Annotated in this window: 15 protein-coding genes and 2 riboswitches; of the genes, 9 read left to right on the forward strand and 6 right to left on the reverse strand. The window is 53.0% G+C overall.

The features are described from left to right. Positions 1-23: 23 nt before the first annotated feature. On the reverse strand, positions 24-269 hold the full coding sequence (locus LG201_RS05400; RefSeq protein ID WP_226771140.1) for a hypothetical protein: 246 nt from the start codon (positions 267-269) through the stop codon (positions 24-26). A gap of 209 nt (positions 270-478) precedes the next feature. Between LG201_RS05400 and LG201_RS05405 the strand changes: the two genes are divergently transcribed. From LG201_RS05405 to LG201_RS05420, 4 genes are all read left to right on the forward strand, one after another. Continuing rightward, positions 479-967 carry a sigma-70 family RNA polymerase sigma factor gene (locus tag LG201_RS05405; RefSeq protein WP_226771141.1) on the forward strand — a complete coding sequence of 163 codons (489 nt, stop codon included), beginning with the start codon at positions 479-481 and terminating at the stop codon, positions 965-967. Next, entirely contained in the window at positions 960-1,952 is a 993-nt protein-coding gene (locus tag LG201_RS05410) for a FecR domain-containing protein (RefSeq protein ID WP_226771142.1), read from the forward strand. Before LG201_RS05405 ends, LG201_RS05410 begins: the two co-directional genes overlap by 8 nt. Before the next feature lie 88 nt (positions 1,953-2,040). Beyond that, positions 2,041-4,782 (forward strand): TonB-dependent receptor domain-containing protein, encoded by a 2,742-nt coding sequence (locus tag LG201_RS05415; protein WP_226771143.1) that lies wholly within the window; start codon positions 2,041-2,043, stop codon positions 4,780-4,782. Positions 4,783-4,854: 72 nt separating this feature from the next. Further along, the gene (locus LG201_RS05420) at positions 4,855-6,267 is read left to right on the forward strand and encodes a sulfatase family protein (protein ID WP_226771144.1); all 1,413 of its coding nucleotides are present in this window, start codon (positions 4,855-4,857) and stop codon (positions 6,265-6,267) included. 304 nt (positions 6,268-6,571) lie between these two features. On the opposite strand, the gene LG201_RS05425 is transcribed toward LG201_RS05420, so the two are convergent. Continuing rightward, positions 6,572-7,861, reverse strand: a complete 1,290-nt coding sequence (locus tag LG201_RS05425; protein ID WP_226771145.1) for an LLM class flavin-dependent oxidoreductase — start codon at positions 7,859-7,861, stop codon at positions 6,572-6,574. A 192-nt stretch (positions 7,862-8,053) separates the two neighbouring features. Then, entirely contained in the window at positions 8,054-8,839 is a 786-nt protein-coding gene (locus LG201_RS05430) for a 3-oxoacyl-ACP reductase (RefSeq protein ID WP_226771146.1), read from the reverse strand. Positions 8,840-8,882: 43 nt separating this feature from the next. After that, a riboswitch (TPP riboswitch) is annotated at positions 8,883-8,988 on the reverse strand. 93 nt (positions 8,989-9,081) lie between these two features. Beyond that, a riboswitch (TPP riboswitch) is annotated at positions 9,082-9,193 on the forward strand. 46 nt (positions 9,194-9,239) lie between these two features. On the opposite strand from LG201_RS05430, the gene LG201_RS05435 reads away from it, so the two are divergent. After that, a complete protein-coding gene (locus LG201_RS05435; protein WP_226771147.1) occupies positions 9,240-10,691 on the forward strand; it encodes a sodium:solute symporter family transporter in 1,452 nt (483 codons plus the stop codon). Positions 10,692-11,357: 666 nt separating this feature from the next. On the opposite strand, the gene LG201_RS05440 is transcribed toward LG201_RS05435, so the two are convergent. Beyond that, positions 11,358-12,914, reverse strand: coding sequence for a protein adenylyltransferase SelO (locus LG201_RS05440; protein ID WP_226771148.1), 1,557 nt, complete (start codon positions 12,912-12,914; stop codon positions 11,358-11,360). 310 nt (positions 12,915-13,224) lie between these two features. On the opposite strand from LG201_RS05440, the gene LG201_RS05445 reads away from it, so the two are divergent. Beyond that, entirely contained in the window at positions 13,225-14,223 is a 999-nt protein-coding gene (locus LG201_RS05445) for an LLM class flavin-dependent oxidoreductase (protein ID WP_226771149.1), read from the forward strand. A gap of 48 nt (positions 14,224-14,271) precedes the next feature. On the opposite strand, the gene LG201_RS05450 is transcribed toward LG201_RS05445, so the two are convergent. After that, positions 14,272-14,910: a PEP-CTERM sorting domain-containing protein gene (locus LG201_RS05450; protein ID WP_226771150.1), complete on the reverse strand. Its 639-nt coding sequence runs from the start codon at positions 14,908-14,910 to the stop codon at positions 14,272-14,274. 226 nt (positions 14,911-15,136) lie between these two features. On the opposite strand from LG201_RS05450, the gene LG201_RS05455 reads away from it, so the two are divergent. Continuing rightward, complete coding sequence (locus LG201_RS05455; RefSeq protein WP_226771151.1) at positions 15,137-15,853, forward strand: Crp/Fnr family transcriptional regulator; 717 nt, start codon at positions 15,137-15,139, stop codon at positions 15,851-15,853. Between the two features lie 13 nt (positions 15,854-15,866). Here LG201_RS05455 and LG201_RS05460 read toward each other — a convergent pair whose 3' ends face one another. Continuing rightward, on the reverse strand, positions 15,867-16,880 hold the full coding sequence (locus tag LG201_RS05460) for a LysR family transcriptional regulator (RefSeq protein WP_226771152.1): 1,014 nt from the start codon (positions 16,878-16,880) through the stop codon (positions 15,867-15,869). A 157-nt stretch (positions 16,881-17,037) separates the two neighbouring features. On the opposite strand from LG201_RS05460, the gene LG201_RS05465 reads away from it, so the two are divergent. After that, the gene (locus LG201_RS05465) at positions 17,038-17,877 is read left to right on the forward strand and encodes an alpha/beta hydrolase fold domain-containing protein (protein WP_226771153.1); all 840 of its coding nucleotides are present in this window, start codon (positions 17,038-17,040) and stop codon (positions 17,875-17,877) included. Beyond that, the gene (locus LG201_RS05470; RefSeq protein ID WP_226771154.1) at positions 17,870-19,132 is read left to right on the forward strand and encodes an efflux RND transporter periplasmic adaptor subunit; all 1,263 of its coding nucleotides are present in this window, start codon (positions 17,870-17,872) and stop codon (positions 19,130-19,132) included. The genes LG201_RS05465 and LG201_RS05470 overlap by 8 nt, the downstream gene beginning before the upstream one ends. Positions 19,133-19,135 lie beyond the last annotated feature (3 nt).

Raw genomic sequence — 19,135 nt, forward strand, 5'->3', positions numbered from 1 at the left:
TGCCTATTTTGATTTTGAATAATCTAGGTTGCTTTACCCCGCTTTGCTATCCCAGTATTTTCGTCCTGTTGCCCTGCCACCTGCTGCAGGAATTGCGCAACTTGAGTGGCACATTCCAGCGGAAACACAATCTCTTGCTGACGAATACTTTCCATTGCGGCATCCATGCCGACCACTGTCAGTTTCACTTCTTTGTACTCAGTCGTTTCCACGGAAATCATCGGACGATCCAGTATCACCATATTGGCGCTCTTGCGGCTATCAGTCATATACGCTCCTTGCAGAAAGGGGGCGCATGATAGCAAATTCAGAGCGTAGTTGTGTAGATTGCCCCTAGCAATGTGAGTTGTATGCTAATAACAAATAATTATATTAATACAATAAAACAATGGCATAATCTAATAAGTTATTTTATTAAATGCCTCACTCCATTGGTTAATACACTAAAACTTATTTCTGAATAAGTCCGCATCCCGACATGAATACTGAATATTTATATGTGCAGCATCATTCCTGGTTATTCAGTTGGCTGCGTCGAAAACTTGATTGCCATGCACAGGCTGCTGATATTGCGCATGATACGTTTCTCAAACTACTGATCAAACCATACAGCAAGGACTTGCAAGAACCACGTGCATTTTTGCTGACCATTGCCCGCGGTTTGGTAGTAGACCACTGGCGTCGTGAAGACTTGCATCATGCCTGGCAGGAAGCAATGGCAGGCATTCCAGAGGACATCACACCATCGGTAGAGCAACAGCAAATTCTGCTGGCAACACTCCAGGCCATCGCCCGATTACTGGAAACACTCAAACCCAGAGTACGCGAGGCGTTCTTGCTGGCACAGTTAGAAGATAAACCCTATGCGGACATTGCCCGATATCTAGGGGTTTCCATCCGTACGGTAGAACGCTATATCGCTGAGGCATTGTATCAATGCTATCAATTACGCTTCAGTGATGAGTAATGCACCCCAATTACCAGCGCCTGATACAGCATTGGTAAAGCAAGCAATAGCGTGGCTGATCCAGCTTAAAAGCAAAGAAAATGACCAAGCCACCCTCACTGGATGTATAGCATGGCGCCAATCTAGCTCAGAGCATGAGCTGGCCTGGCAACGTGTCAACTTGATGCTCGGCGAAATGCAGCAAGACTTGAATGGCATACCAGATGGCATCCAGGTCAGCCAGGTGATGCAAAACACCATGCGGCACATGCAAAAACGCCGCAGTATCAAATTGCTGGCACTTGCCGCCATCGCAGGCAGCACTGCATTGATGACACGTGAAGTCATGCCTTGGCAGCCATGGTTGTCGGATTACCACACCACTACTGGTGAGCGGCGTAGCATGATGCTGGCGGATGGCAGCGAACTTTTCCTGAATACTGACAGCTCGGTGAATATCAGCTTTGATGAACATCAGCGACTGATTATATTGAACCAGGGTGAAATCATGATCAAAACAGGTTCTGATTCCAGCTCACCACGAAACAGGCCATTACGCGTGCAAACCCGGCATGCAATGCTTGAAGCCATCGGCACCCAGTTTGTCGTGCGCCTGCAACAGGACACCACCTTACTCAGCATGCAACAAGGCAAGGTGTCCATGATGCCTGCAGCCTTCCATGCACCTCAAAAAATTGCCGAGGCAGGACAGGATTACCTGATTTATCAGGACCGCCTGGATTCGGTCCAGCTACCTATGGAGGCAGACAGCTGGACCCTGGGAGCCCTGGTTGTGAAGGAAATGCCCCTGGCTGATTTCCTTGCAGAGGTAGCCCGTTATCGCACTGGCCATCTTGGTTGCGATCCCAGCGTGGCAGATTTGCGTCTTTCCGGCGTATTCCAGCTTGACGACATAGACAAGCTGCTTGCCTTGTTGCCACATAAGCTACCAGTCGTCATCACCTATCGCACACGCTGGTGGGTCAATGTGGATCGCCGCGCCTAACTGAATTTATTTTGTCGGGTTTTGCCTTTTGGTTCGGCATAGATCATGTAAGGCAACTTTAGCCGTTCATGAACTTAAAGGGGAACTCATGCACCTAGCAACACCACCTATCCAGCAGCAGTATCGCGCCAGGCTGGCACTGAAGTTATCCAGCAGTTTGATTGCCATGGTATTAGGGCTATCGCTACCAATGGCATTACAGGCAGCAGACTCTGCCAGCACCAACCTACCGCATCAATACCAGATTGCGGCAGGCGACCTGGCCAATGCACTCAATCAGTTTGCCAAGCAAGTGGGTGTCAATATCCTGTTCACTCCCGAACAAACCCAACATCTGCACACCAATGGCTTGCAGGGTAGTTATAGCGTTGACTCCGGCCTGAACGCCCTGCTCAAGGGTACTGGATTAGCTGCAAAAAAAAGTGCTGCAGGTTACACCCTCGAAAAAGCAGTCTTGCCTAATGCAAGCAGCCCTCAATCGGCAGAATCCATTACCGCGGATGAAGAAGATGCGGCTAAAAACAATGCAGCAGCATTAGGCTTGGTGGTTGTTACCTCGCGTAATCGTGAAGAAATTGCGCAGGATATTCCTATCCCCGTTTCCGTAGTCGGTGCAGAAAAACTGGATCGCGAGCGTATCGTCACGATTGAAGACCTGACGCGTATCACGCCCGGCCTGACCGCGACTATCCCCAACTCCCGTCGATCAGGCATTTCCATTCGCGGGATTGGCAAAACCACGGTTAATGAAGCCATGGAAGCCGGTGTCGGCGTTATTGTCGATGATGTATATCTTAGCCATCCCGGCATGAGCTTCCTGGACTTCACGGACATTGACCGAGTCGAAGTCATGCGCGGGCCGCAAGGCACTTTGAAAGGCAAGAATACAACACTCGGGGTTGTCCAGTATGTTAGCAAGGAACCCACTTTCACTCGTCAGACTTATTTTGAAGGTGAAGTCGGTGCCAAGCAGAATGGCAGTGATTTCCCGGGGGCAATGCGCGCACGCGGTTCGATTTCGGATGCCCTGGTTGATGGCGTAGCAGCTTACCGGGCCTCGTTCTTCTTCGATAGACAGGAAGGCGATATAGAAAACATCAATCCCAACACCCTTACCGATCAACGATTCCACGAGCGTAACCGGCGTGGAGGAAAAGTCCAGTTGCTGATCACGCCAACAGAAGACTTCAGCGCCAAGTTCAGCGTGGACTACTCGGAACTATCAGAATACGGGAATACCCGTCCTTTCCAGGAAGACCCCACCACCTTTGCCACCGGTGCAAACAGGCCCATCAATTACAGCTCGCGCCTGGCCAGGGGATATTTCAATGGCTATCAACCCATCATCGGTTCCAAGGATAAGATCGACGTCGGCCAGGTGGAACCGGTGAAAACCAGGAATTACGGTGCATCTGCCAAGTTGGACTGGAACCTGGGATCTCATGTACTGTCATCGATCACCGCTTATCGTAAATATTCGTTCACTGGCATTAATGACCTGGACCAGACACGGTTTGACATTGCCTCGTTCGGTGCATTTGTAGACACCAAGCAATGGTCGCAGGAATTCCGTCTGGCTTCCGATATTGGCGAAGTTATCGATTACCAAGTCGGTCTGTTCTACCTGCATAGCGAAACCAACCAGATCAACCATACCCAGTACGGCAGCGATGCAGGCGCATTCTATGCCAACGCAGCTCAATACACTGCCCTGAGCGGCAATCCTTCCCTGCTAGGACAATCATTGAATGGCCTGAGATCATATAGCCGATTTACCCCAGAAACAGACAGTTATGCGGCATTTGGCCAAGTAAACTGGCACCTAAGCAAGAAAGCCACCCTAACCTTAGGCCTGCGCAACACCTATGAAATAAAGGACAGCACAGGCCAGAAGTGGACTGAAGGCAATGATGGTGGTTTTGGCAATGCTACTGCTGAAGCAATCCGCAGCAATGTAATAGGCAATGTATATGGGCGCCGTGATGGCGAAAAAATCAAGGACAACTCTGTTTCCTGGCTGATCAGTCCCAACTACAAAGTCAGCGATGACCTGATGTTCTACGCTTCCGCAGCAGGTGGAGAAAAATCTGGCGGCGTATCATTCATCACGGGTACCGGCCAGCCACTCAATGCTGATCCGGAAAAGGTATTGGACTTTGAACTCGGCTTCAAGGGCTTGTTCCTCGAGCGAAAACTGATGCTGAACACCAACTTCTACCGTACGCGTGTACGAGGTTACCAATCCACTACCACCGTGATTGATCCCTCCTCCACCAGCGGTTACAGCTCGCAGTTGGGCAATATTCCCGAAATCACCGCGACAGGTGTTGAACTGGAAGGCGCATACAAAGCCACAGACAGATGGACGTTCACTTTCGCTGGAGCCTACAACCGCGCCAAATACTCGGACTGGGATGGCGCAACTTGCCCAACAGAACTTAACCGCCCTATCACCAGCACATGCGACAACACAGGCAGGCAGATTTCTTCCGCCCCGAAACTGACGGGTATTTTTGGGTTCCATTACATACAACCGATCTGGGGAGGGCTGAAAGCGCAGGCATTCATGAGCACCGTCGTTCGCTCCAAGCAGAATCTTGACGGCCTACTTTCTGAATATGGTGAACAAGGGGGATATTCCGTCACGGATGGCGGCTTCGGCATCCTTGGTAGCAAAAAGGATAGTTGGGAGTTGAACGTCGTCGGCAAGAATATTTTCGACAAGGCCTATACGTCCAGTATCGGTTCATTTAACGCCACGATGCCCGTGCTATGGGACGGCCTAGGCCAGCGCCGCTACCTGGGTGTGGTATTCCGTACAAAGTTCTAGGCTCACTTCCCACACTTCCCCGGCAATATCGACAGGTGTCGGTATTGCCGGACTGACTGCAAGGACAACGTCATGACACAGTTCAAACAAAAACGTCGCCAGATTCTACAAGCCATCCCAGCAATGGCCTTACTCCCTTACAGCGGGCTCACAAAAGCAGCCCTTGAGACGACCAAAACCAAGAAACCCAATATCATCTTCATCATGGCAGATGACCTGGGGTATGCCGATCTTGGCGTCTATGGACAGACAGCATTTAAAACCCCGAATCTGGATAAAGTGGCATACCAAGGTCTGCGTTTTACCCAGGGCTATGCAAACTCCGCCGTGTGTTCAGCCACCAGGTTTGCCTTGATCACTGGCCGCTATCAATACAGATTGCGTGGCGGACTGGAAGAGCCCCTTGCCGGCAGGGAAAACCTCGGTTTACCTCCTGAGCATCCCACCCTGCCGTCACAGTTGAAGAAAGTTGGCTACAACACTGCCCTCTTCGGCAAGTGGCATCTGGGATCATTACCCACCTTTGGCCCGCTCAAAAGCGGCTATGACGTATTCTTTGGCAACTATAGCGGTGCTGTTGACTACTTCACGCATAAATATGGGGTTGGTGACGAGGTGCCGGGAGGTTTGTACGAAGGAGAGGTTCCAGTCAACGAGGTAGGTTACTACACAGACTTGATTGCCGATCACGCCAGCCAATACATTGGCAAGCAAACAGAAGCTACGCCTTTTTTCCTATCACTACACTTCACCGCCCCTCACTGGCCATGGGAAGCGCCAGGAGACGAGGCAGTTTCGCGCGAGATCAAGAACCTGTTCCACCTTGACGGTGGTAGCCTCGCCACCTATGGCAAGATGGTCGAAGCGCTGGATACCGCCGTGGGTCGCGTACTGGCAACACTGGAGAAACAGGGCCTGGCAGACAATACGATTATCGTATTCACCAGCGACAATGGTGGTGAACGCTTCTCCAATACCTGGCCGTTCAGCGGCCAGAAAACAGAACTGCTGGAAGGTGGCATACGCGTCCCGACTCTAGTGCGCTGGCCTGCGCGCATCAAGGCAGGACAAGTGTCCGATCAGGTCGCCATCAGCATGGACTGGTTACCCACCTTGCTCGCTGCGGCTGGCACAACACCAGACAGCCAATATGCACCAGATGGCGAAAACCTGCTGCCTATACTCTTGGGAGAGGCGGCTATCCGGCCTCGTCAGTTATTCTGGCGCTATAAAGGCCACGAACAGGCTGCTACACGTTCTGCTGATTGGAAATACCTGAAAATCAACGGTAATGAGTACCTGTTCAACCTGGCCAAGGATCCGCGGGAACGCGCCAATCTTGCTGCAAAACATCCTCAAGAATTGGCGCAACTCAAGGCGCAATGGCAAATCTGGAACAGCAAGATGCTGCCCATCACTGCCGATGTTCGCTCACATAGCGTGAATGGCGACATGCAGGCTGATCGCTATGGGGTGAAACCATAAAAGAGTGAAAACTGCATATCCTTGGATTCAAGGGTATGCAGCGTTGGCAATAGCAGCATATATTTTGAACAGGTTCTTAGCCTTGGTATGACTTTCCAGCACAATATCTCAGCCACTGTCCCGCATCACATGATTAGCTTTCATCACTCCCCTGCAAGCCCCGCTCAGCGCCAATCAACAGCAAAGTAAGCGGCTTGAGCATGGTGCCTACAGACATGGGCAAACATGAGAGAGCGCTGTCAAGCCATGAGTTGCATCATCAATGACGGCACAATATCCAATAACGCGAAAAACCAAAGCCGTGCTAATTTCGCACCGGCCGCGCAAGGCCAAGATGGCCGCGCAAGGTATTGTGTTCATAATCCCGACGAAACAGGCCGCGTTGCTGCAGGATGGGAATCACGTGGTCGACGAAATCCTGGACGCTGTCGGGCTGCACCGGAGGCATCAGGTTGAAACCATCAGCCCCGCCGTTGCGAAACCAGTGTTCCATCTGGTCGGCCACCTGCTCCGGCGTGCCGACCATGGTGCAATGCCCTCCTCCAGCCGCCAGCCTGCCCAATAGCTGGCGTACCGTAGGCTGCTCGGTGGCGATAATGCGCAGTACGGTGGCATAGCGTCCCTTGGGGCCGGCAAAATCCTCCAGTGGCGGTAATGGCGGCACTGGGGCGTCCAGTTCCCAATCCATGCAGTCCTGGTCGATAAACAATTGTAATTGCCGCAAGGAAGTCTCGGCAGGGAGCAGCTCATCCAGCGCCTGCCGCTTGGCACGTGCCTCTGCTTCAGTTGAGCCGATAAAGGTCACCAGTCCAGGAAGGATAGGCACATCCACCTGGCGGCCTGCGGCCTTGACCCTGGCCTTAACGTCGCTGTAATAAGCCTGTGCCGAGGGCAGGTCATAGGCCACCGCGTATATCGCCTCAGCATATTTCGCTGCCAGCGCGCGTCCATGATCAGAAGCACCTGCCTGGAACAGCACAGGATTACCTTGCGGCGGGCGCGGTACAGTTAACGGTCCATCCACGAGAAAATGCCCGCCCCTGTGGTTGATCTGGCGCACTCTGCTTTCATCCACATAATCCCCGGTGCGGTCATTGAGCAATGCGCCATCATCCCAGCTATCCCAGAGTTGCAGCACAGCCTGAATGAATTCCTCCGCACGGGCATAGCGCTCGGCATGATCAGGCATGGCCTCATAGCCGTGGTTCCTGGCCTCGACATCAAACATCGACGTCACCACGTTCCAGCCTGCGCGTCCCCCGGAAATATGATCGAGTGAAGCCATCAGGCGTGCAGCATGAAACGGCGTGAAGAATGTGCTGGAAATGGTGCTCACCAAACCGATGTGCTGGGTGACACGGCTGATGGCGGTGAGCATGGTCACGGGCTCCAGGAACCATCGCGGCCCATCCGTAATGTTGTTGGTAGCATGGCCGTCCGCAAAAAATACGGCATCCAGCTTGCCGCGTTCGGCCAGCTGCGCCATTTCCTCGTAATAGCGAATATCGCCCAGCCGCTCAACAGGGGAGTCCGGGTGACGCCAGGCGGCGTTGTGGTGGCCACAGCCGAACAGAAACAGGTTGATATGCATCATCGAAGAACAATAACCTTTGCAGGAAGTTTAATAAGAGCAGGCACTACGGAGGGCAATGAAATACGAAACGCAAACTCATACCGGCGCACAAAATTCAGTGAAACGACACGGCTAAGCACTTTGCCCCATGCGATAGCACATACTGCCAGGATAAGGTCGAGCAATAACGCCAGAAGAATGTTGTGATTCACCCTAATTCTTGACCAGGCCACCATCCACCACCAAATTCTGCCCGGTCACCGCACGCGACCAGGGCGAGGCGAAGAACAGCACCGCATCAGCAAACTCTTGCGGTGTAGTGACACGACGCAGGGGCGTGCTTGCCGCAATCAAGTCGAACACCGCCTCTGGCGTGGCAGCTGAGGCATCCGTTGTGCGCAACAGGCCGCCCGAGACCATATTCACCGTGATGCCATCTGGCCCAAGATCGTTCGACAGAGTGCGCGTAAGCGAAAGTAGGGCTGCCTTGGCCGCGGTGTAATCGTGATAAGGCACCACCGGGTTCTGAAACAGGTTGGTACCGATATTGATTACACGACCCCACCCCTGCGCGCGCATGCCAGGCAAAGCTGCCTGTACGATGTTGAGCGCGCCACGCACCACACCTTCAAACTGTTGTTGCAGGCTTTCCCAGCCCAGATCGGCAGCATGGGCACGTGCATCACCGTTGAACTTGAACTCCGGCAGGGCATTATTGACCACGGTCGTCACCGGCTGACCAAAATATGCCTGTGCCTGCGCCACCATCGCCTGCACGACAGAGGCATCACTCACATCAGCCTGGATGGCCAGCGCCCGCCCGGGAGCCTCATTGGCCAGGCTACTCGCCGCTTCTGCACTATGGAAATAATTGACGACGACCTTCGCGCCCTGATTGAGGAAAGCGCGGGCGATATGCTGGCCCAGCCCTCGCCCTGCACCTGTCACCAGGACGAGCTGTTCTTGAATGGGAAGTGATGATGAAGATGGATGGTTCATGTGAGTCCTTTGCGATAGCCATAGCAAAGGAATACATGGCAGAACAAGCTGCAACAGGCATTCCTCCGCCAGTATGATCTGGATCAGGTATACGGGTATGCTCTCAGCCCTGAAGAAACTGTTTCAACAGGGCACCCCGTGCCGAAAAGTTGAACCATAGCATGGAATATGCACGATTCACATCCAGAACAGTGTGAAAGTCGTTATAATCCGGCACCGGAACGGCCAAGCTATATTGGCCGTTTCCATCCTGGGGGAGCCGATGATGGCTGAGAAATGGGCGCGATAACAGCACCATGACCCTTAATACTTGATCCAGATCATGCTGGCGAAAGGAAGGAAGTAACGCATCAGGTTTGCGTACTCCTTGCCGTTCGTCGATTACAGGAGTCACCATAAGATGCTCAGTACACAAGCAGCCCTCGCCTGGCTCGTCCTCTTCGCCGCCATTTTCGCCATACTGGGCATGGCCTATTCACGCCGTTATCGCGGCAACCTCGAAGAATATATCGTTGCACGCAACAGCCAAGGCTCGCTCGCAAGCGTGATGGTGTTACTGGCATCGTCACTGGGTGCATGGATACTGTTCTCACCTGCACAGGCTGCCACCTGGGGTGGACTCGCAGCCGTCATCGGTTACGCATTGGGTGCCATGTCGCCACGCATTGCCATGATCCCGCTCGGTAAGCGCATGCGCGAGCTGATGCCCAATGGCCATTCGCTGACGGAGTTCCTTATCGCCCGCTATGGCAAGCCCATGTATCTGCTTGCGCTATCCATCATGCTGTTTTACCTGTTCATCGCCATGAGCGCCGAGATTACCGCGATTGCCAAGATGGTCACCTTACTCGCGCCCGTGCCGCTTTGGGCCACTGCTGCCATCGTGCTGGGCTTTACCCTGCTCTACACCATGTATGGTGGCCTGCGTGCTTCCATCTTCACCGACAAGGTGCAGATCGTCATCATCATCCCGCTGCTGGCCGCACTAGTGTTTATCGGCTGGCAGGTGACAGGCGGCATCGCGCCTGTTGCCGCGAAATTGCGCGAAACCGCGCCGCAGTTAATTGATCTGCACGATATCAATGGTATCAAGGCCGGGCTGACCTTTTTCGTCGCCATCCTGCTCACCGGCATCTTTCACCAGGGCAACTGGCAGCGCATTTATTCCGCCAAGGATATCCCGGCCATGCGCAATGGCTTTCTGCTGGGCGGCATCCTCGTGGTGCCGTTCATCTTCATCATGGGCCTGTTCGGACTGGCTTTCATGGCCATGACCCCGAATGGTGACAGCTCGGTTGCCCTGTTCAGCGTCGTGATGCCGACTATCCCGCTCTGGCTGGCAATTGCCCTGATACCACTCGGCATCTCACTGGTTATGTGCAGCGCCGACTCAGCCATCAGCGCCATTTCCAGTATTGTGGCAGTAGATATCGGCCGGATAATGCCCAAGCGCAGCGCAGCCGGATTGATGCGCCTGTCCCGCTGGTTGGTACTTTTGGTGGCGGTTCCGGTATTGATCGTCGCAGCCCAGGGCTACAGCGTGCTGTACCTGTTCCTGCTGGCTGACCTCTTATGCTCGGCTGCCGCCTTCCCGGTATTTTTCGGCCTGTTCAGCCGCTCGCATACGGGCAAAGAAGCTGTGCGCGGCACGGTGGCGGGCCTGGCAGCAGGCCTGTCCATGTTCCCCCTGCCGGATCAACCCGCAACGCATTTACTTGAAGCCTTCCTGCTAGCCGCCCTGACGCCAGTAGCCGTGATCGCCCTCACCCGCCTATTCAAAAGCCGCAAACAGCATTTCGAACTTGCCTCGCTCGCACATGCAAGCCGCAAGCTGGATCAGGAACAACTCTAATTGAGTAAGGGCGAGCGCAGCGATGCCAAGTCGCTGTTGACCTTGGGTTTAACCTGGCCTCCCCGTCTGGCTGCGCCGAGTAGCGCAGCTTTTAATGGAAATAGGACTGGCGTCTGTCTGAGCGTAGCGAGTTCAGCCAGTCCCCATTAAAAGCGAGCAACACAGGTTACCCGGAGCTTGGCTCCGGGACGCAGACAATCGGGTCGCCTTTTCTTTCGTCCTGTTTCTTTTGGCGACGCAAAAGAAATGGGCTCGCCCGGCAAGGCGAAACCCATCCTCTCGCAAACCACAGTATGGATGAAGATCAGAAATGATTTGGGGTATTAGGGAGGTAGGAATCGTGGCCTTACCCAAATACTGGCGATAACGCGCGTGTTGCCTTTCGCTTGCCAGCGAGTTCCTTTATTTTGCGTCGCCAAAATAAAGGCACCAAACAAAAGGCGATCCCGGAGTCTGCGCCGGGAGCAAGCTCCCTGTTCCCTGCGTTGCTCAAGCTGTCCAGGGTCTTGCAGAACTCGCTACGCTCAAACATGCTGCAAGCCCTAATCCGGCCAGATCTCCACTACTCGGCGCAGCCAGACGGGAGCACCCCCAAAGCCACGACTACTTGGCTTTGCTGCGCTCGCCCTTGCTGTTATTGGAAAACAATGTTCTTGTAGTTTTTAATCACGAACTACAAGACAGCATAGAACACCCTGCCTTGTGCCTCGCCCAATCAGGACGCAAGGCAGCAAAACCCTCTTTACCCGGCTGCTCGTCATAAGGCTTGCGTAATACATCAAGCAGCTCGTCTATCATGCTGCTGTCGCCCTGGTCAGCCAGATCAATTGCTTGCTGCGCCAGATAGTTACGTAACACATAACGTGGATTGACGCTATTCATGGCCTGCCGGCGTTCTGCTGGATCGCGGTCATCGGCATGAATCGCATGGGCATATTGATTGAGCCATGCGGTAAACCGTGGCTTGAAGGTATCCCACAGCGCAGGGCTGTAGGCCGCGCTTTCAAGCACGGTTAAATCCGGCTGGGTAGCATCGACCAGCGCAAGCTTGCGGAAGAATTCTGTCATGTCGATTTCGGCATGGTACATCAGATCAAATACCTCATTGATCATCGGTTCGTAGTCATCACGCCACAGCGCAAACCCAAACTTGGCAGCGAGTATTGCACCCCATTCCTTGTTATAGGTCTGGTCATAGAGCATGAGACCTTCATCAAAAATTTCACGCTCAGGCTGCAAGCTATAAAGCGCTTGTGCAAGGCGTTCAAGGTTCCACCGGGCAATATCGGGCTGGCGACCAAAGCAATAGCGCCTGCCAGCAGCATCGGTCGTATTGGGCGTCCAGCCTGGGTCAAAGTTATCCACCCAACCGTAAGGCCCATAATCGATGGTCAGGCCAAGAATCGACATATTGTCGGTATTCATCACGCCATGCACAAAACCTACGCGCATCCACTGTGCAATCAGGCGTGCAGTACGTACACATACAATGGCAAACCACTCGGCAAGGCGCTCCTCTTGCGGATAAGCTGCCAGCTCCGGGAAATCACGATTGATGGTGAAATCCACCAGGGTTTGCAAGGTTGCCTTGTCCTCGCGCATGGCAAAAATCTCGAAATTGCCAAATCGGATAAATGAAGGCGAGACGCGACAAACAATCGCGCCCTTTTCTGCCTGGGGATTGCCGTTATAGAACATGTCCCGAATCACAACATCACCAGTCTGCACCAGGCTCAGGGCACGAGTGGTGGGAATACCAAGATGATGCATGGCCTCACTACAGAGAAACTCGCGCACGGAAGAACGCAATACTGCGCGGCCATCGGCCATGCGGGAATATGGTGTAACCCCCGCGCCCTTGAGCTGTAGCTCCCAGCGATCTCCCTTGCTGTTGATAACCTCACCCAAGCTAATCGCACGACCATCACCCAACTGCCCGGCCCAATTACCGAACTGGTGTCCGCCATAACACATGGCATAAGGCTGCATACCAGGAATAATCCCATTGCCAGACAAGGCATTGACCCAGTCAGCAGACTGGATATCGGCTTCGCTCAGCTCCAATGCATGCAGCATTTCCTCTGAGTATGCCAGTAATGTGGGCGCAGCGACCGGTGTCGGCATCACGCGTGACCAGCAGGCATTAAATACCTGGCGCAACTGATTGCTGGTGTCAGGATCGCCAGGTAACTCCTGTAAAAAACGATTATCAAATGTAAGCATAGTGTTCAGTGGCTGCGCCGTAAAATAAGTGGAATCTGCAAGATGGAGATAGTTGTGACCATGGTATGGATTGTATGTTCTATCAACCTATATCACGGTAATTTTTTAATCCACACCTACTCCATATTGAGGCATGATCAAATAATGAGCACTTTCCAGCCCTACATAACAGAACAGCCACTTACAGCAACAATACGCATCATGCCCACAAAGTTACCCACAGAAATTGTGCAATCGCACCATGAATAGTAGATGATGAACGTGTATCTGCTTTTCCTGTCTCTACATCACTTCTTCACATGAACACGCCATGATCCCTTTTTCCATTCTTGATCTCTGTCCTATCGTTCGCGGTGCAAGCGCTGCAGATGCCTTTCGCCACTCACTGCAACTGGCACAACTTGGTGAGCAACTCGGGTTCAATCGCTTCTGGCTGGCAGAGCATCACAATATGCCTGGCATCGCCAGTGCCGCGACCTCTGTCGTCATTGCCCACGTGGCAGCTGGCACCCAGCATATCCGCATCGGAGCAGGCGGGATCATGCTGCCCAACCACGCGCCCTTAGCCATTGCAGAACAATTTGGCACACTGGAATCATTACACCCAGGACGCATAGACCTGGGATTGGGGCGTGCGCCCGGCAGTGATATGTCCACCGCCCGTGCATTGCGTCGAGACATGGGGATCAACGGAGATGACTTCCCTGAACAGGTGGCAGAACTCAGGCATTATTTTGATGCAGTACAACCTGGGCAAAATATCCGTGCCGTCCCTGGTGCCGGACTCAAGATTCCAATCTGGATATTAGGCTCCAGTCTGTTTGGAGCCCAGTTTGCCGCCGCCAATGGCTTGCCGTTTGCCTTTGCGTCCCACTTCGCGCCCACTTTCCTGCTGCAGGCGCTGGACACCTATAGGCGTAATTTCATTCCCTCAGCCCAGCTAGACAAACCCTATTTCATGCTCACAGTGAATGTGCTGGTTGCTGACACCGTTTCGGAAGCACGCTATTGGTTCAGCTCACAGCAACAGGGGTTTACCAATTTACATCGGGGCACGCCTGGGCAATTACCGCCCCCGATTGAAGATATTGAAGCTTATTGGACACCGGGAGAAAAGCTGGGGGTTGAACGTATGCTTGCTTGCTCATATGTGGGCACCACTGACACCGTGAAAGCAGGCTTGGAAAATCTGATGGCTGATCTACAGCCAGATGAGTTGATGATCACAGGACACGTCTATGATCAGGCCGTCAGGTTACGTTCTTACCAGGCAGTGGCTGATATCTACCAGCAGCTGGCCTCAACATAAAAAAGCCGGACATGGCGTCCGGCTTTCTAATGCATCAAGTTAACTTGATTAGCTCAGCATGCTTTTACGTTCGCGCCTGCCAAGAAAACCAATCACGCCCAAACCAAGTGCCAACATGCCATAAGTGCTTGGTTCTGGCACGGCTGTGACTACAACCCCATCCAGGAAGGAGCCATAAGATGGAGCTCCCTGAGGGTTAGTAGAGACAAACCTCAAGTCAGTCAGATTGCTAGTTGCCAACAAATTGCTGAAACTGTATGTCACCCAGCCACTATCGGAAGGTGTTGAAGAAGCAACTAACTGCGTCCCACCCCAATACACTTCAAATGCACTGTTAAGCTCACCAGGAGTGTCAGAACGACCTGAGTAAGCAAAACTCAGATTGTACGTCTGACCCACTGTTGTATTTAACCCCTGCCAGATAGAAGTCAATGTCGTGGAGTTAAGCTCCAGATATTGCTCTCCCTCATAAGCGGCATTAAATGCAGTCCAGCCTCCATGATCACTGCCACGCTGTATTTCAAATACACCATCCGAATTCCAGCCAGTGACTGCAGCCAGTTGTTCATAAGCGCCAGAAATAGTATCTGCCTCAAACCCTCCATTTACCACAATGTTAGGCGCAGCATTTACCCCTGTGCTTGCAGCCAATAATGCCCCACAAAATACTACTGATAGCTTGTTCATTATCGTTTCCTTTATTGAAATACTGGTAGAAACATCTCCTTGCCTGACTATGAGCGCCAGGCAAAACGACAATGCGCGATTCAATAGGTAGCTACTGTGCGGTATCCCACATAAGGTGCTGATTGATTGGGAAATTAGCCCAAACGGACTAATGATGAAGGAAAGAAATAGCAAGTCATGCCAATAAGAATATACTGAAACGTATTAGATACCGCATGAAGGCGACATGGACATTCCATATAGCCCGAGAAAAAATGCGTTAATTGGTGCATTACCTATGGAGGAGTGGCTCAGGTTGATATCTCACCTTGAGCCTGTTGTCATGCAGTTGGGCGATGTACTGTATGAACCTGACCAGGTTCTGCGATACGCATATTTTCCGGTCAACTCAATCGTGTCATTGCTGTATGTCATGACAAATGGTGCATCTGCAGAGATTGCCGTTATCGGTAACGAGGGCATGGTAGGCACCCCTATTATCCTGGGCAGTCAACATTCCTCATGCCGGGCGGTGATTCAAAGTGCTGGTTATGGCTTCCGTATCAAGGCCAACCTGCTGAGGCAGGAATTCAAAACCCGCCCCACCATTGCCTCGCTATTATTACGTTATACCCAAGCCTTGATCACGCAAATCACCCAGACCGCAGTCTGCAACCGTCACTGCGTGCTGGAAAAGCAGCTGTGCCGCTGGTTGCTATTAAGCCTGGACCGGCTTGAATGCTCCGAGCTGATCATGACACAGGAGCTCATCGCCAATATGCTGGGCGTACGCCGAGAAGGCGTGACCGAGGCGGCAGGTAAACTGCAAAAAGAAGGGTTGATCAGCTATAGCCGCGGCCATATCGAGATTCTGGACAGAACCGGGCTTGAACTCAAAAGCTGTGAATGCTACCAGGTAGTCCGCAAGGAATATGAACAGCTTTTCCCACCACGGGCGTTCTAGGGCGCATCCTTTACTAGAAAATAGCTTCCGCAGTATTGTTACGGTCAATAATCTCTCGCATGGTATTGCCTTTTTCATGACTGGCAAACCGGCATTCACTCTCCGCCATATCCTGGCTGCATCCCCCCAGCAGCGGGCAATTACCAAACAGTTCCGCAATCCAGTCGACAAAAGCCCGTACCTTGGGAGACAAATGGCGATTATGCAAATACACCACTGAAATCGGATGAGTAGAAGGACTCCATTGTGGCAGCACCTCACGCAGCTCGCCTGATTCCAGATGTGGCAACACCATGTATCTGGCAGCCTGAATCAGGCCAAACCCTTGCAAGGCACACGCCACATAGGCTTCAGCATCATTGACCGCCACCTTCCCTGCCAATTGCACTTCCTTCACCTCACCGTCCACCACAAAATCCCAGTCCATATTACGTCCAGTACGGCTGGAAAAATAATGCACGGCCTGGTGATGCTGCAAATCCTCAATCGTCTTGGGCTCGCCGTATTGTTCCAGATACCTTGGGGCAGCACAGGTCACAATCTGGAAAGCACCGATACGGCGCCCCACCATGCTGGAATCCTGCAACTCGCCCACACGTACCACACAATCCACCGCCTCCTGCACCATATCCACGGGTCGATCGCTCATGCCAATGACCAGTTCCACATCAGGATAGCGTGTATAAAAATCACAGAGCTTGGGGAGGATGATCAAGCGCCCGATTGATGGCGGCACATCTATCCTCAAGCGACCTTTGGGCCCACGGGTCACGTGCCGGAACAATGCCTCGGTTTCGTCCACTTCTGCCAGGATGCGCATGCAGCGTTCATAATAGGCAGCGCCATCGGGCGTGACACTCAAGCGGCGCGTGGTACGGTTCAACAACCTCACCTGCAACAAACTTTCCAGCCCCTGGATCGTCGTCGTCACCGTCGTGCGCGGCAATCCAAGAATATCCGCTGCCCGGGTAAAACTATTGGCATCCACCACCCGGGTAAACACCTGCATTGCCTGGAATCTGTCCATGATCTGATCCTGTCTGAATGAAACCACTCCAATATAAACAATCCGATTGTTCGTAAAATCGGAATAGTGTTGCTGAAATATAGGAGATTATCTATTTTATAGCAAGTATCACAATAGGCATCGTTGACCTAACCTTAAAGACGGCATTGCCAAACCCATGGTGAAACCAGTTGCTCCAGCATTTTCCACCGAAGAATTCATCATCCCCGGCCCTGGCGGTGCTATACCCGTGCGCCTGTATCGGCCTGGTACCAACAGCCCAAAACTGCCTTTGGTACTTTACTTCCATGGCGGCGGGTTTAGTGGAGGCAGCCTGGATGATGCGGAATACCCTGCCCACTTTATCGCCAGTCATTGTCCGGCGCTGGTGCTGTCTGTCGGCTATTCGCTGGCGCCGCTACACCCTTTTCCGGCTGCGCCAGAAGAAGCTTATGCAGCTGCCATCTGGGCTGCCCGTAACGCAAAGCGTCTGGGAGCTTCCCTTGAGTTACTGGTAGTAGCTGGCGATGATGCTGGCGGCAATATTGCAGCCAGCCTGACCCTGATGGCCCGTGATCGTGCAGAAGTGCATATTGCAGCCCAAGTGCTGATTGGCCCCATGCTAGACCCCAGTATGACGCGGCTTGGCGATGCAGAAAAACTCAAGTCCGACCTCACTGCAGAACAATGCGCCAAACGTTATCAGCAATACCTGCCAACCAGCATGCAACGTATGCATCCTTATGCAGCCCCATTGGAATGCTTGCGTCTGGCCGGCTTGCCAACCGCCCTGATTGCCACTGCAGAGTGTGATGTACTGCACGTCGAGGCAGAAAAATATGCCGCCGCCCTCATCAGTGCTGGCGTACCCACCCAGGTTTCACGTTTTACAGGCATCAAGCATGCCGAACTTCATACCCACTTGCCGGTAATGCACGACATTGTGAATTTCCTGCGCAGGCAATCCCAACACCCAGATTTAAATTTCAACATTCAACACGAGGATCATCATGCCTAACTCAATACGCCAGAAAAAAATAGCGGCCATGATCGCCGCTGCCCTGTTGATCGGTAGCGGCACTGTGCTGTTGTCCCAATCCGGTAACAAGGCACATGCTGAGCAAACCGCAGCCCCTCAGGCTGCCACGGTAGACGTGGCCGTAGTGGAAAGCCGCCAGGTCACAGACTGGCAGGATTATTCCGGCCGTCTGGAAGCCGTAGACCGGGTGGAAATCCGTCCCCTGGTATCAGGTACATTGACCAAAATCCATTTCAAGGACGGTGATCTGGTCAAAAAAGGCGACACGCTTTTCACCATAGATCCACGCCCTTTTGAAGCGGAAGTAGCGAGGGCTCAAGCACAAGTGAGCAGCACCGAAGCCAGACTGGATTACACCAGCCATGACCTTGAACGCGCTGAACGCCTGATTAGCGATAACGCCATCGCACGCCGTGATTTTGAAGAGAAACGCAACGCCGCATTGGAAGCCAAAGCCGCCCTGCTGGGTGCGCAAGCCTCATTGCAAACAGCACGCCTCAACCTGGAGTACAGCCGCATCACCGCACCAGTCAGTGGCCGCATTTCACGTGCCGAAATCACGCTGGGTAACATTGTGTCCGCAGGCGCTGGCTCAGTAGCCCTCACCACCCTGGTCTCTACCGCCAATATTTATGCGGCGATTGAAGTGGATGAACAAAGCTACCTCAAGTTCATCAGCGGCGAGCAATCCAGCAATTCCAAAGCCATCAAGGTGTTGCTGGGGCTGGCCAATGAAGAAGGTTTCAGTCGTCAGGGACATATTGGCTCCGTGGATAACCGTCTGGACACGACATCCGGCACGATTCGGGTTCGCGCCATATTTGAAAACAGCAATGGCCAGTTATTGCCAGGGCTCTATGCCCGCGTACGCATAGGTAGCGGCGTGCAGCGTGAAGCCGTGCTGATTGACGAGAAAGCCGTAGGTACCGACCAGGACAAGCGCTTTGTGCTGGTGGTGGATGATAAAGGACAGGCGAACTACCGTGAGGTCCATATTGGTGCACCTCAGGGCAATCTGCGGGTAGTGGAAAGTGGACTGAAAGCGGGTGAGCGCATTGTCGTCAATGGCCTGCAACGCGTGCGTCCAGGTAACCAGGTTAATCCGCACATCGTGGTCATGCCGGGCAGTGAGCAAACTGCCGCCCAACTTGCCCCTGCTAGTGGTCAAGCCAATGGTATCACAGCGGCTTCCCGTACCTTGCCAGCTAAAGCTGGCAAAGCAGTGAACGCTTGAACC

It is taken from the genome of Methylobacillus gramineus (genome assembly GCF_020532675.1).
Classification (GTDB): domain Bacteria; phylum Pseudomonadota; class Gammaproteobacteria; order Burkholderiales; family Methylophilaceae; genus Methylobacillus; species Methylobacillus gramineus.